The sequence below is a fragment of the Thalassotalea fonticola genome, from assembly GCF_032911225.1.
Lineage (GTDB): Bacteria > Pseudomonadota > Gammaproteobacteria > Enterobacterales > Alteromonadaceae > Thalassotalea_A > Thalassotalea_A fonticola.
This window is the reverse complement of the sequence record NZ_CP136600.1, coordinates 1,936,685-1,951,391: the sequence shown is the minus strand read 5'-3', so window position 1 is coordinate 1,951,391 and position 14,707 is coordinate 1,936,685. Positions and strand designations below refer to the sequence as shown.

General features: G+C 37.1%; 14 protein-coding genes. 7 read left to right on the top strand and 7 right to left on the bottom strand.

Translation table 11 applies throughout. The features are described from left to right. Positions 1-84 precede the first annotated feature (84 nt). Together RI844_RS07885 and nqrM are read left to right on the top strand one after the other, a co-directional pair. Positions 85-1,125 (top strand): FAD:protein FMN transferase, encoded by a 1,041-nt coding sequence (locus tag RI844_RS07885; RefSeq protein ID WP_348397900.1) that lies wholly within the window; start codon positions 85-87, stop codon positions 1,123-1,125. 63 nt (positions 1,126-1,188) lie between these two features. After that, positions 1,189-1,410, top strand: a complete 222-nt coding sequence (gene nqrM, locus RI844_RS07880; RefSeq protein WP_348397899.1) for a (Na+)-NQR maturation NqrM — start codon at positions 1,189-1,191, stop codon at positions 1,408-1,410. A 112-nt stretch (positions 1,411-1,522) separates the two neighbouring features. Here nqrM and RI844_RS07875 read toward each other — a convergent pair whose 3' ends face one another. From RI844_RS07875 to RI844_RS07865, 3 genes are all read right to left on the bottom strand, one after another. Beyond that, positions 1,523-1,786 carry a hypothetical protein gene (locus tag RI844_RS07875; protein WP_348397898.1) on the bottom strand — a complete coding sequence of 88 codons (264 nt, stop codon included), beginning with the start codon at positions 1,784-1,786 and terminating at the stop codon, positions 1,523-1,525. Between the two features lie 308 nt (positions 1,787-2,094). Further along, positions 2,095-2,658: a DUF4136 domain-containing protein gene (locus RI844_RS07870; protein ID WP_348397897.1), complete on the bottom strand. Its 564-nt coding sequence runs from the start codon at positions 2,656-2,658 to the stop codon at positions 2,095-2,097. A 130-nt stretch (positions 2,659-2,788) separates the two neighbouring features. After that, positions 2,789-4,243: a metal-dependent hydrolase family protein gene (locus RI844_RS07865; protein ID WP_348397896.1), complete on the bottom strand. Its 1,455-nt coding sequence runs from the start codon at positions 4,241-4,243 to the stop codon at positions 2,789-2,791. A 189-nt stretch (positions 4,244-4,432) separates the two neighbouring features. On the opposite strand from RI844_RS07865, the gene RI844_RS07860 reads away from it, so the two are divergent. Further along, a complete protein-coding gene (locus tag RI844_RS07860; RefSeq protein ID WP_348397895.1) occupies positions 4,433-5,167 on the top strand; it encodes a Crp/Fnr family transcriptional regulator in 735 nt (244 codons plus the stop codon). A 7-nt stretch (positions 5,168-5,174) separates the two neighbouring features. Here RI844_RS07860 and RI844_RS07855 read toward each other — a convergent pair whose 3' ends face one another. After that, positions 5,175-5,945 (bottom strand): MaoC/PaaZ C-terminal domain-containing protein, encoded by a 771-nt coding sequence (locus tag RI844_RS07855; RefSeq protein ID WP_348397894.1) that lies wholly within the window; start codon positions 5,943-5,945, stop codon positions 5,175-5,177. 111 nt (positions 5,946-6,056) lie between these two features. On the opposite strand from RI844_RS07855, the gene dinB reads away from it, so the two are divergent. Both dinB and RI844_RS07845 read left to right on the top strand, forming a co-directional pair. Then, entirely contained in the window at positions 6,057-7,115 is a 1,059-nt protein-coding gene (gene dinB / locus RI844_RS07850; RefSeq protein WP_348397893.1) for a DNA polymerase IV, read from the top strand. Between the two features lie 99 nt (positions 7,116-7,214). Continuing rightward, positions 7,215-8,075 carry an MBL fold metallo-hydrolase gene (locus RI844_RS07845; protein ID WP_348397892.1) on the top strand — a complete coding sequence of 287 codons (861 nt, stop codon included), beginning with the start codon at positions 7,215-7,217 and terminating at the stop codon, positions 8,073-8,075. A gap of 193 nt (positions 8,076-8,268) precedes the next feature. Here the strand turns inward: RI844_RS07845 and RI844_RS07840 are convergent, their stop codons facing one another. From RI844_RS07840 to serB, 3 genes are all read right to left on the bottom strand, one after another. Continuing rightward, entirely contained in the window at positions 8,269-10,509 is a 2,241-nt protein-coding gene (locus RI844_RS07840; protein ID WP_348397891.1) for a S9 family peptidase, read from the bottom strand. 228 nt (positions 10,510-10,737) lie between these two features. After that, complete coding sequence (gene radA / locus RI844_RS07835) at positions 10,738-12,135, bottom strand: DNA repair protein RadA (protein WP_348398329.1); 1,398 nt, start codon at positions 12,133-12,135, stop codon at positions 10,738-10,740. Positions 12,136-12,264: 129 nt separating this feature from the next. Then, positions 12,265-13,275, bottom strand: a complete 1,011-nt coding sequence (serB, locus tag RI844_RS07830; RefSeq protein WP_348397890.1) for a phosphoserine phosphatase SerB — start codon at positions 13,273-13,275, stop codon at positions 12,265-12,267. Positions 13,276-13,542: 267 nt separating this feature from the next. Here serB and RI844_RS07825 point away from each other — a divergent pair, with 267 nt between their 5' ends. Then, on the top strand, positions 13,543-14,157 hold the full coding sequence (locus RI844_RS07825) for an AhpA/YtjB family protein (protein WP_348397889.1): 615 nt from the start codon (positions 13,543-13,545) through the stop codon (positions 14,155-14,157). A gap of 43 nt (positions 14,158-14,200) precedes the next feature. Beyond that, the gene (locus RI844_RS07820) at positions 14,201-14,683 is read left to right on the top strand and encodes a YybH family protein (protein ID WP_348397888.1); all 483 of its coding nucleotides are present in this window, start codon (positions 14,201-14,203) and stop codon (positions 14,681-14,683) included. The last annotated feature ends 24 nt before the right edge of the window (positions 14,684-14,707 follow it).

Here is a 14,707-nt window from a genome sequence, read left to right as displayed (position 1 = left end):
TAATATAAAAATATTAATCCAGAACCCATTAGTTTATAATTCGCGCAAATGTACTTGCTATCTTAATTTAGGCTGTTATCACCTATGTTTTTATCAAAAATATCTAATGTTCTTATCATTATGTCAGTGCTGTTCATTACAGGTTGTTCTGAACCGGTTAAAGATATAGAAACTGATCTGCAAGAGTTACAATTAACCGGTTATACCATGGGGCCTATCGTTTATAGCGTTAAGTTAGTTGGTGAAAAACATCAGGTTGAAAAAATTCAGCTAGCAGAGCAGGTTGATAACTTATTAAAAAAAATCAACGCACAAATGTCTACTTATGATAAAAATTCTGAACTGTCTAAATTTAATCAGTATCGAGGCAATGACGCGCGTCAAATTTCAGTCGAATTAAATCAAGTGTTAGCAGAATCAATTCGCTTAGCACACCTAACCGATAACACTCTCGACGTAACTGTAGGGCCATTGGTTAACTTATGGAGTTTTGGCCCTGAAAAGCGCGCTGAGAAGGTCCCTTCACAAGAATTGATTGCTGCAACCAAGCAGCATATTGGTATTGATAAATTAAATCTAGACAAACGATTATTATCAAAAAGTGATGCTAACGTTTATGTTGATCTGTCTGCTATAGCCAAAGGTTTTGCCGTAGATAAAGTTGCCGAATTGCTGGAGCAGCATGATATTAACAATTATCTTGTTGATATTGGTGGTGAAATGCGAGTTAAAGGTATAAAAGCCAATAAACAAGCTTGGCGAATTGCAGTTGAAAAGCCGATTTCTGGGACAAGAGCGGTACAACAGGTTATAATGCCCGGCGATAACGCCGTGGCGACATCTGGAGATTATCGAAACTATTTTGAAGATAATGGTATCCGTTATTCTCACACTATAGATCCTGATACTGGTTGGCCCATTAACCATAAACTGGTATCGGTTACTGTAGTCCACCCATCATCAATGACAGCCGATGGCTTAGCAACGGCGATTGAAGTAATGGGACCTGAAAAAGGCTTTAAATTTGCAAAGGCAAATAACTTGGCAGTGTATTTAATTAGCAAGACAGAAGATGGTTTTGCCGAGCAAGCTACTGAGCAATTTACGCTGTTAGTTGCTAAATAATTAAGCAGAAAGCGACTATTGTCGTCCTCGCGGAGGCGGGGATCCATATAAAAGAGATTTTAAATGAGTATATTTTTATTAACCTTTGGTTTTTTCATTGTGATGTTTTTAGCGATGGCTGTTGGTTATATTATCCAGCAAAAAACACTAGCAGGGAGCTGTGGTGGTTTAGGCAGCGTTGGTATAGATAAAGCCTGTAACTGCGATAACCCTTGTGAAAAACGCAAAGAGCGTGAGCGCGTAGCTGCATTGAATGAAAATACCATAGATGTGAAAAACATTTAAACAGTTCAATACAAACTTATATACAAACGGGAGCTTATTTAGCTCCCGTTTGTGTATTTATACCCGTTCCACCTCTTGAGGTGGAACGGGTATATACTCTTTGTAGATGAGACTATCTGTCTCTATGTAATGTTTCTACTTGTTGGCTGTATTTGGTAAAGCCTATGCCTTTACGGATTTTTTCAGCTGAGTATATCCCATGAACCGAGCCTAGTAATAAACAGATAGCAATAACAATGATGTTTGATTCACCTAGATACGCACAAATTAATGCCGCGAGCAAAGACGCGACAAATAGTGATGAAAATACTATTCTTGCCCAAAGAGCCGAACTTTTAATTAATGCTAGATTAATGTCAATATTTGCCACAGTCATAAATTACCAATAAGTGATACGAAGTCCATTAATTATCTGCTCATTTTTACTGGTTAAAATGAATAACTACTGCGTTATAAAATTTTTAAGTAGAAAAACTACTTATAAAATTTTATGCCTTGTATTTATCCTTTTTTCCTCATTAAAAAGTAGAGCACTAAATCAGTGGAATTGATATAAACAATGTTAAGACTTATAATGATAAACCTTATTTGGTTATTAGGTTATATCAATTGGTTATATGATTTTACTAAATAACTTAACTTCTAATGTAGTGATATGTTTAAGTGACTTTGTATTGCTCTGCCTTATTTTTTCGGTGGGTAATTTGCTAATACCTTAGCGACAACCTCATTAATGCCTTTTTGTTTATCTTCAGGGCTGATATCTTGCTCAGCTTCAAAGCCATCAAACCCTCGCCATACAAGATTTCCTTGATGATGCATATCAATAGTAATTTGAATATAAGTATTGAACTTTGAATCCAGAGGTATGGTTGTTCCTACTCCAACACCAGTAGAAGAGTTACTACTGTGATTTGAACCACCTATACCTATGCTAAAAGATGATTTCTTCTCACGTTGCTCTAATGTAGTAAAATAATTAACCTGTAAGTCCCCATCCTTTTCAACTAAAGATAAAGACTTAAGTGTTAGCTGTGCATTAATGGCTTCTTTAATACGATCACTGGTTATTTGATCGCTAGGTCCGGATGTATCTGTCGTAGTATCAGCTAATTGATAAAAGCTGAATTGGCTAAAATTAGTGTCAGTATCATAGTCTACTGTTGATGGCGTACTGGCACAGCCAAAAAGTAGTATTAAGGTAAATGTATAAACTAGAAGGCTTTTAACAAATGTTAGTTGGTGCATTTTTATACCAAATTTTGATTAGTTACTACTATATATAGACCAATAATACTAAATTTTCATACCGCTATAAATTTTAATCAAAAAAACAGCGACCTAAGTCGCTGTTTTAATGTAAGAAGTAACTTTAGAGTTACTTGATAGTATTTTTATAAATAACACCATCTTTCATAATAACGTTTAAGGTATCAATCTGCTTGTACTCGGGATCAGCGTCAAACCACTTATCAGTTGCACCAATAACGCCTAAGTCTTTTAACGGGTTACCGTCTACCAAGATTAAATCAGCAGCGGCGCCTACTTCAACAACACCTAGTTTTCCAGCGTCGGCATAAGGGTTACGGGGTCCTGATAGTGCCATTAGCTCACCAGCCGTTGAAGTCATTTGTTTTAACACTTCAAAGTTATTGTTGAAAGCTTGACCGCGCCAGTAAATTTCGTAACGGCGAGCACGTTCTGCATCTTCATGAACGCCTACGTAATCAGATGCGAATACAACTTTTACATCGTTTTCAATTAAGCGTTCGCCGAAGTCACCAAATTTTGCTTGAAGAGCTGCAACCATAGGCAGTTTATCTTTTGGCATTAGTGGGTTTTTCGCTAGGTCTGGTGATAAGCCCCACATTTGTGGTACTACATAAACGCCTTCTTTTGAAATACGTTTCATAGTCTCATCGTTCATAAAGAAACCATGTTCAAATGATTTTACCCCACAATCCATTAAACGATTCATCGCACGATCGGTGAATACGTGCGCAGCAACGTAAGTGTTCCAATCTTTTGCTGTTTCAACAATGGCGCAGGTTTCTTCTTTAGAAAATTGTGTGGTATCCATAGGATCAAAGCGTGATGAACCACCACCGCCAGCCATCATCTTAATTTGGGTGGCGCCGTTTCGTAAATTAGTACGTGTCGCTTTTAATACTTCGGTTTTACCATCTGCTACAGCGCCAATGCCCATTCTTTCGAAGTTTGACAAATCACCAGTTGTTGATGGTGAAAATCCCGCATCGTTACGGTCACGAAAATCACCATGGCCAGATGTTTGCGAAATAAATGTTCCAGATGGATAAATGCGAGGACCAACAACATGGCCATCATTGATGTTACGCATTAAACCAAATGCTGGACCACCCATATCACGAACTGTGGTGAAACCATCCATTAAGAAACGCTCAGTAACTAACGTTGCACGAAGAGCCATGTCAGTAAGGTCCATGTTCTTTTCAACAGTGTCAAAGTGAGCATTGATCATAATATGGGCATGGCCATCGATTAGGCCTGGCATTAATGTTTTGCCTTTACCATCAATTACTATAGTGTCTTTACCGGACTTAATATCTTTTTCGGTGATAGCAACAACCTTGTTACCTTCAACTAGAACATTTAAGTTTTTATATAGTTTGTTTTCGGTACCATTAAAAACATTAACATTGGTAAATAAAGTATTACCCGCTTCTGCTATTAAACTGATAGCTGGTGCTGCACTACCACCGCCGGCGGCCATTACTGCAGGGGTAATTGCTGTTGTTGATAATAATGCTGCAGATACTAAAGCGGCTAATTTACTTACATTTCTTACTTTCATCGCTAGTTCCTTTTAAAACTAATTTTATAAAGTAGCTCAATGTTGTACAAGGCAATTGAAAGTAGCTGTTTAAAAACATTGAGTTGTGTTTTGATGCAGCTATTATTAAACAGGTTACGATCTAGTTTTGTTCCCATGGGGACATTTGTAGGTGTTAACTTAATGTTTATTGTTTGAGAGTGTAATTAATTGTCTATATCAAATTTAAAAATCGCAGAGTTATTAAATGAAGTGTGTTGGCCATGCGATTTAAGTGACGAATTTAAACAAACTATTGTGCAAGCAGGGATGATAGTAAAGCGTCAGCAAGGTTACTATCACTTAACTTCTGATTTAACTAATGACGGACTATTTTATTTATTAGAGGGCAGTGTGATTATTTCTATTCGCACCTCTGATTTTGATCATTTCACCTATAAATTACTTGGCAAGGGCGATTTTCTTTATTATGGCAAGTTGATGGATTATCGTTTGCAAGAATCGATAAATGCAGATTTTTTACAAGACACCACGTTTTTAAAAGTAACCGATACCCATATGCTCGAATTAGCGAGTACTCAACCTGAGATATATAAATTAATGTTTTCTATCTTGAAACAGAATACATTGCCACTTGTTCAAAAAGGTATTTTAAACCAAAAATTTTCAATCCCAATAAAAGTTGCTTTTGCATTATTAGATGTTGCATCGAAACAAGTCGATATTAATGGCGTAACACCTATGCTCACCATCACCCAGCAGCAACTTGCAAATCTGGCTGATGTAACCAGGCCTAGAGTAAATGTGGTATTAAATGAATTTGCTAATCAAGGGTTGGTTGAAATAGTACGAAGAAAAATTTATTTGCTCAATGTACAGGGCATTAATGATCTATTAATTAATGCGAATTTGACCTTCTACTCACCATCCATCACTGAACAGTAAGTATATTTTAGTCAAATACTTTGATGCTTAAATGCAATTGTTCGTTGCCAGAAAATACTTGATGTTCATTACCCTCTGAAAATATTCCAATGGCACAAGGCAAAACACAGGGCTTCTTAAAGTCGAATTTTACTTTGTTGGTTTCAATGTTTTTTTCAATTAGAACCAAGTGTGCTAAATAAACACCATGCATAATGGCATTAGGCAAACCGAAAAGTTTGGCTAATTTGTTATTAATATGAATGGGATTAAAATCATTACTCACTTTAGCGTATGCAAGTGCCTTAGCGTGGTTCAAGATGAAATTAGTATCACCAACAAACGATTGCTGTTTACTCATTCGTTCTCTTTTATCAGATTTAAGCTTTTTCAAAAAAGTATTCTTGTTGATCAAACAGCAACGTTCATTTTGATAAAACAGTGTTTCTATGACGATTATCTTCCCCATGGGGTGGCGACGATCTTGCCTGACTTTATTGATAATTTTAAAACTTTGTTGAAAGTCTATCTCAAGTGTTTTATCAAATTCACTTTTTAAATGTATTAACCCCAGCGGTGAAAAGGCAAAGTGTTTATGTGAAAATGTTTTTAACAGCGCATTAAAACCGGCAATAAATGCAAAACTGATGGGGAGGTCTATTGTTTGCTCGAGATGGTAAAGCGCTCTGAACTGAGTTATCTGTTTAGCACGAATAGCTTTTTGTTCAAATTCAACACTGAATTCGTTAAAAAAGGTTCTTTGTGGCCGTTTGGCGAGCAGCTTTATATATTGATACATCTTTATCTACACTTTTGATTAAGGTATGAAGCTTAACAGAATATTTATTGCATCGGTACGTAACTTTACGTAAACTGTATTTATATACAGTGTTTCGTTTAAGGAGAAGGTATGCGTAAAATTATTCATATAGACATGGATTGTTTTTTTGCTGCCGTTGAAATGCGTGATAATCCTGCCTTGGCTAATATTCCAATTGCAATTGCTGGTAAAGGCCCGCGTAGCGTAACTGCAACCTGTAATTATCTTGCCCGTGATTATGGTGTACGTTCAGCTATGCCTGTAGGGCGGGCATTACAATTATGTCCCCATCTTGAACTTGTGCCCGGTCGCATGTCAGCTTATAAAGAAGCATCAAGCCATATTAGAGAAATTTTTTCTCGTTATACTGATAAAATTGAGCCGCTGTCATTAGATGAAGCATACCTTGATGTAACCGATTGCACTGAGTGTAATGGTAGTGCAACTTTGATTGCTGAAAAAATTAGAATCGAAATTTATCAAGAGCTTAACTTGACTGCCTCAGCTGGTGTTGCGCCAAATAAATTTATCGCCAAAATTGCCTCTGATGAAAACAAGCCCAACGGTCAATGCGTAGTGCCCCCAGATAAAGTAAATGAATTTGTTGAAACATTAGATTTAAAAAAAATACCCGGAGTCGGACCAAAAACACTAGAAAAATTAAATGCCTATGGTTTATATACCTGCGCCGATGTTAGAAAAACTGATACAGCTACAATGGAAAAATTAATGGGAAAATTTGGCCCTGTTATATTTAAACGCGCTTTTGGTATCGATACTCGAGAAGTAGAGACCAGTAGAATTAGAAAGTCATTGGCGATTGAAACAACGCTTAATGAAGATATTCAACAAGTTAATGGCTGCCTGGAAGTTGTTGAAGGCTTACTACCTAAGTTTTTAATACGACTCGCCAAAGTTGAGAATTTGGATATTGTTAAACAAGGGATCAAAGTTAAATTTGCTGACTTTAGCCAAACAACGGTAGAGCAAAGCCAAAGTAGTTTGGATGTTGAGCTATTTAAACCCTTACTTGAAGAGGCTGTTGCCAGAGGAAATGGTAAAAAAATACGGCTGATAGGTTTAACTGTTGGTTTTGCGCCAGAAAAGCAAGCCGTTGTTTACTCTCCACAATTAAGCTTACCGTTGTAAGATGTTATTTTTATTATATAAATAACAGCTTATTTTTGATTTTTTTATGTTTTATGACCATATTTAGAGCTGTCATTCAATATTAAATAAGATCACACTATGAAAAAAATATCCTTGTTAATTGCCTTACTTTTTAGCTTGGCTTTACCTTCGCATGCAGCCAGAGACTTTTCAACCGTTGAAATTAAAGCTCAACCTGTCGCTGGCGGTGTTTACATGCTTACTGGCTCTGGTGGTAATATTGGCGTGTTAGCAACAAACGAAGGTCTAGTACTGATTGATGATCAATTTGCCCCGTTAGCGGCTAAGATTGAAGCGGCCATGAAAAGTATTAAATCAGCGCCGTTAAAATACATAGTTAATACTCACTATCATGGTGACCATACTGGCTCTAATGGCCACTTTGGTAAAGAAGCACCAATATTCGCTCATAGTAATGTACGTAAACGAGTGAACGAGGATAATAAAAAGTCAGGTGTAGATTTACCTGTTGTTACATATGAACACGGCGTAACCATCTATTTAGGCGGTGAAGAGATTCAAGTGATGCATTTGCCAAATGGCCATACCGATGGTGATTCTGTGGTGTATTTTAAAAAGGCAAATGTTTTGCATATGGGCGATCTACTCTTTCAAGGGCGTTTTCCGTATATTGATTTAAATGCTGGTGGCTCAGTAAAGGGATATTTAGCCAACATTAAGAGTTTAAGCAATAAATTCCCACCAGATGTAAAAATTATTCCGGGACATGGCTCTTTAACTGATATGAAAGGGTTAATGGATTTTATCGAAATGGTTGAATATTCAGTAAATAAAGTAGATGCCGCTGTACAAGAAGGTGCTGACAGCGGCGAGATAATCGCCAATGGCATTGGCGATAAATATAAAGATTGGGCTTGGCAATTTATCTCAGAAGAGCGCTGGCTTAAAACCTTGATTACTGATTTGAAGGGCGAATAGAAACGAGAGACGAAGAGCAAAACTACTGTTTCTAGCTTTCTGACTTTCTTGTTTCCTTCCTGATTTTCTAAATTCCTACCTGACGGAGGTCAGGATCTGCTTTTAATGTGCAGATCCTGAAACGAGCGCAGGTAATGGAAAGAGGGGACTCATTGTTCTTCGTTTCTCGCCTCTCGTTTCTTGCCGTTTGTTTTTACTGTTTCAACTTACGATCAAAGAAATTCATTATTGAATAATTCAGATGCGTTTTAACTTTTTTACCACGCATACTGTGTTTGCTGCCAGGGTAGGTCATTAACTCAAAAATTTTATTCTCATCTTGTAATGTTTTGATAAGCTTGGTGGTATTGGTGAACAATACATTGTCGTCGGCCATACCGTGGTATAAAAACAATGAATTATTCTTGTCATCAAACTGCTGTACGTATGGAAATACTGAGCTTGCTTCATAACCCACTTTATTTGTTTCAGGGTGACTTAAATAGCGCTCAGTATAATGAGTGTCATACAACATCCAGTCTGTAACCGGTGCGCCACTAACACCTGCAGTAAAGTAATCACCCGCTTTAAATAGTGCCATTAACGCCATATAGCCGCCGTAGCTATGACCAAAAATGCCAATACGCTCCTTATCGACATACGGTAAAGTATGCAGGTAGTTTACGCCACTTATTTGGTCATCTAATTCAACCTTGCCAAGCTCCTTATAAATAGCAAACTCAAACGCTGTACCACGATAGTTTGAACCGCGATTATCGAGTTGAAAAACCACATAACCATTATCTACCATATATTGGGTCATGCTTGCGCCTTCCCAAGTATTAGTCACCTTTTGTGCGTGTGGACCGCCATAAACATTAACAATAACTGGGTAGCGTTTACCCGGCGCTAAATTTTTCGGTGTATATAATTTGTAATATAAGTCGATTTGACCGTCTTCAGCTTTAATCGAACCGAACTTAGGTTGTACCAAGGTAGGTTGAAATGGAAAAACAGGATGAGTAGCATCGAGTTTATTTTCCATTAAATAGGTTACTCTTTGTCCATTAGCTTTATGCAAACTTAATTGTGGTGGGGTAGCTATATTAGAAAAATCATCTAAATAAGTTTGTTTGTCATTTGCGAATGCAACTTTATGAAAACCGCTACGTTTGGAAATACGAGTTACATGCTCTGGTGACTTACCATCAAGCGTTACTTTATATAAATGCTTTTCAATAGGCGTATCGGCACGGCCAGTAAAATATAACCAGTTTTTTTGTTCATCTACAGTTACTAACCTATCAACTACCCAATCACCTTTAGTTAACTGGTACACTAACTCGCCCTGATAGTTATATAAATATAGGTGCTTATAACCGTCTCTCTCCGAAGCCCAAATAAACTGATTTGAGTTTTTAAGAAAGCGTAAATCGTCATTAAGGTTAATCCAGTTAGCAGACTTTTCTTCAATGATAGTGCGAGCTCGACGAGCCGTTAGGCCCTGAAAATTCAGTTTTAGCGATTGCTGAGCTCTATCTTGTAATTGATAGCTGATCGTTTTTGAATCCGGTAGCCAATTAACTCGAGCAATATATATATCTTTGTTTTTACCTAGGTTATAAGTCGTAATTTTTTCATTATTTAACTTTATACTACGCAAAGAAACTTCAACGTTATTAGTGCCTGTTGCCGGGTAGCGTTGTTCAAAAAGCTTTACTTCTTCGGCATAAATTTCATTGCGAATCGCCGTTTTTACAGTTTTTTCATCTATTTGTAAAAATGCGATATGTTTTTCATTGGGTGACCACCAATAACCGGTCATTCGGTCCATTTCTTCTTGAGCAACAAATTCGGCCATACCATTTTTAATGGTACCGCCTCCATCTTCAGTGAGTTGAATTTGAGTATTATTCTTTAAATCGATAATGTGAATGTTTTGCTCTTTAATAAACGAAACATAACGATCTTTAGGCGAGAATTTTATATCTGTTTCATAAGCTTGATCTAACGTTAAACGACGAGATTTTTTTGTTGCTAATGAGAATAAATAAAGATCGCCATTTATTGGGAATAGTATATTTTTGCCATCATTAGATAAAACGTATTCTATGATACCGCTGCCATAGACTCTTTGGCGTTCACGGCGGGCTTTTTCTTCATCGCTTAACTCTTCCTTGCCAGAAAATATGCTATCGGAGTCTACTAACAACTCATGAGTATTAGCGGCAATATTATATTGCCAAAGGTCGAAGCGGTTATTATCCGTTTCTTTTGCTTTTAAATACGTAACATTGCTGCCATCGGGAGAATATTTTAGCTGTTTCGATGTCGGGCCATTTAAAGATGGCGCTGAATAAATTCGCTCAATGGTCAATTTTGAGGAAGAATCAACGGTAAATGGTACTTGCGCTGACACCGAAAATACAGAAGATAAGGCAATGGTGCAAACCATAAGACAAGAGTGTTTTAAAGCTGAAAATATATACATGTTCACTAGGGAGTAACGATAAAAAATTGTCGAGTAGTGTAACTGTATAGCCCTGCTGTGTCGAAGTTATATTCTACATTTATACATTTAATAGGCAGTTAATTTGTAAGCCTATATTTTACTTAACCTGAACACTGAATAATGAGTGCTTGATACTATTTTTAAATCAATGAGTTAGCTATCCAAGTCGGTTTACTTTATTAACTCAATTAGTTCATGAATAGTTTTAACCGCAGTAACTTTTGCACCTAATCCCTCCATCGATTTATGGTAATTACGATAAGGGATAAATATCTCAGTAAAGCCATGCTGTGCGGCTTCCTTAACACGAGGTACACCACTGTCTATCGGGCGAACATCGCCATTTAAACTAAGTTCTCCCATAATGCAGGTTTTTCTTGGTACCACAAACTCGTTAAGACTGCTTAACAAGGCGGTAACTAAAGCTAAGTCTATGCAAGTTTCAGACTCGTCTATTTTTAAGCCGCCAACGATATTAAAAAATGTATCATGATAGATTTTTGTTTTAGTGTGTTTGCGTAAAATGCCGGTCAACATTTTAATACGATTCATATTCAGGCCAACGCAAACGCGTTGTGGAAACTCTGCTTCGGTCTCTGTGGTGAGACACTGGATCTCTAATAGCAGGTTGCGGTTACCTTTGCGAATACAGGTAATGGTTGAACCAGGTGACTCAGTACTTGAACCAGATAAAAAGATTTCACTTGGGTTATCAACACTGAGCATACCGCGTTCACACATTTTAAAAATTCCGACGGTATCTATATCACCAAAACGATTTTTATTAGCTCGTAAAGTACGTATTTGCCCATCATTGGTATCGATATGCAGTAAAGCGTCCACAATGTGTACTAAGGTTTGCGGGCCGGCTATTTCATTGTTTTTGTTTACATGGGCAATAAGAAACATGGTTACGTTGTTTTGTTTACAGTATTGCGTTAACGCCTGTGCGGCGCTTTTCACTTGTGACGGTGAGCCTGGGCTGCCATTCGCATTGTCGGTAACAACAGCTTGAATAGAGTCAATAACCGCAAATTTTATTTGTTTTGCTTCCAGCTCTTCAATGATCGCCTCAACACTGGTTTCAGACAGCAAATAAAGATTATCTTCGTTATAATCAAGTTTTAGGCGATCTACTCTGTTTTTAAACTGCGACAATGACTCTTCTGCAGTACAGTAAAGTGAAGCTGTTGTTTGTGACATACGAGCAACTAAATCTGATAATAATGTAGTTTTACCCGCGCCTGGATCGCCTGAGATAATATTAACTGAGCCGGTTGTGACACCACCGCATAAAACGCGGTCGAGTTCACCAATGCCGGTGAGTTGTTTCTCGGCTTCTGTAGCTTCAACTTCATTTATTTTCTTTGAACCACCACCACTTACCCCTGCATAACCTGAAACAGCAGAGCGATTACTGCTTGCACTTTTGGCTTTACTGGCCGAAATTTTGATTTCAGCTAGGGTGTTCCATGCTTTACATTCTGAACATTGGCCCATCCAACGATGAAAGTCAGCGCCGCAGTCGTTACAAACAAATGCTGTTTTTATTTTAGTTGTCGCCACGATTTAATTTAACCGACTTGTAGGTATGTATGAATATACAGTATATTGGTAAGAAAAAATTCTGGCAAGTAAATTATGTAACTTGTTACCAACCAGAATTTAAATATTGCGAATTTTTTTATTTTTACCGCTTTATTTTAACCAGTGCAGTAAACAGTCTAAGCCTGAAAAGTTAATACTCGTTTTAGCTTGTTGAAGTACAACTGGTTTAGCTTCAAATGCTACACCTAAATTTGCCGCGCTCATCATCACTAAATCATTAGCGCCGTCTCCCATTGCTACCGTTTGCTGATTAGAAATATTATATTCTTGTGCGAGACGATTTAGGGTGTCTGCTTTAACTTGTGCATCGGTGATACCACCAATAACTTTACCCGTTAGCTTGCCGTCTATTATTTCTAAAACGTTTGCTTGGGTAGCATCAAGGTTTAACTGGCTTTTTAATATTTCAGTAAAGTAGGTAAAACCGCCAGAAGCTACCGCTACTTTCCAATTATGTTTATGCAGCTCTTTGATTAATACCTCAAGGCCATGCATTAAAGGTAAATTTTTTCCTACTTCGGCCAAAATACTTTCAGGGGCACCAGCTAACGTACCAACGCGTTCACGTAAACTTTCGGCAAAGTCTAACTCACCCAACATGGCACGTTCTGTTACCGCACTTACGTGTTCACCAACACCAGCAAGTTTCGCTATTTCATCTATACACTCAATTTTAATTGTGGTTGAGTCCATATCCATAACTAATAGACCAGGCTCTGATAAACTTGGCGCATTGGTAAATAAAGCGAACTCAAAGTTGTTTGCTAAGGCGTATTCATCTATTGATGCTTTGGCGTTTAAACTTTCCTTGCTTAAGTTAAAGCGATAGCTGGTTTTATCCGCTCGGGTATTGATTGCTGTTAATGTACAGTCTATTTGATTGGTTAAACTTAATATCTCAGTAAAATGTGCAAGTGCAAGATCGCCAAAAACGACTAACTCTACGACATCGCTTGATAAACTTTCATTATTACCAATTAATAGCTCTGAATTTTTCAGCTGAAACTGAATTGGTAACTGGGCTGATACGCTGGTAATTTTGTCAGATAAATGTTGTGCAAGAGTGCAAGTTGTTAATTCGATTGAAGTTGGCAAAGTCATGTTGTTACTACTTAATATATATACCAAGTTCACTAATTAACTGCTCATTTTTAATGGCTAAAATGAATAACTACTGCGTTATAAAATTTATAAGTAGAATAACTACATATTAAATTTCATGCCTTGTATTTATCCATTTTATCTCATGAAAAAGTAGAACACTTTATTAATGAAATTGGTATTAGTGCTTAAAAATTGATTCTATAATCGCAAATAACCCACTATAGTGTATATAGATTTCTACTATTTCTTAGACCTTTTTTAAAGATGACAGACCTAAACGAAATAATATATCCAAAAGTAACATCCATATATAACAAGCTACTGCAAATTGGCGTGGCAATCATTCTTTTACTGATGATCTTAAATTTATCGGTAATGGGCGTAGATGATTCTGAAGAGTTACTTGAGAGTCATTTTAATACTGTTGCCAAGCAATATCTTGAGCAAGCAGTAAATACTAGCGAAGTGCTGTTAGCAACAAAAAATAAAAAACAATTACAAGCATTTGTGCAATCACTTGCTGATTCAGACTTAGTTACCGAAGCAAGGTTATATGACGCACAAGGACAAACTATTGCTGAATCTGAACATAGTTCGTCCATCAATACCTTAGTAGGTAATGAGCAAAGTAGTATTGATAAGAGCGAATTATATGTGCCATTCATCAAAGAGATTCGTACTGACAAACTTATTGGTTATATTCGTCTAAACCTAGTAAAAGACCAAGTTATAGATACCATGCAGGGACAGATATACTCACAATTTGAACTCTTCCGCGTTATGTTAATTGTTGCTGTATTTGCTGGGTTTTTATTAACTAGGGGGTTTAGCCGCTTTTCAAGGCAAGGCTTACGATTAGTAAAACAAAGCCAAAAATAACCTATTCGATAAATAAATTTAAAACGTGCTTTTAGGAACAACAATGACATTTATTATCCGAGCTTTGCTGTTTGTATTTTGTTTAACAACATCAGCCTTTGCCAATGAAAACACTCTAGCTGAACTAGATTCTGCCTGGGCTGAAATGGAACGTGCTGTTATGGCCGGCGATTTTGATGCTTATCAAGCGGCATATCATGATGATGCTGTACTGGTAAGTGGTTTTTCAAATACCAGCTACCCAATTGCCACTGCAATGAAGCGTTGGCAACAAGGTTTTGATGACACTAAAGCTGGAAAGGTGACGGTAGCACTACAGTTTAAACTTTCAAAACGCTTTCATGATGATACAACTGCCCACGAAACTGGAATGTTTCGCTATGCAACTACTGACGAAAATGGCAAAGAAGATGTTTTTATTGCCCACATGAGTGCTCTGTTAGTGAAAAAATCAGGTAAGTGGTTAATGATGATGGAATATCAAAAATCAAAAGCAACTGAGGCACAGTGGCTTGCGTTAAAGTAAGTTTACTAACCCAACCTAATAATT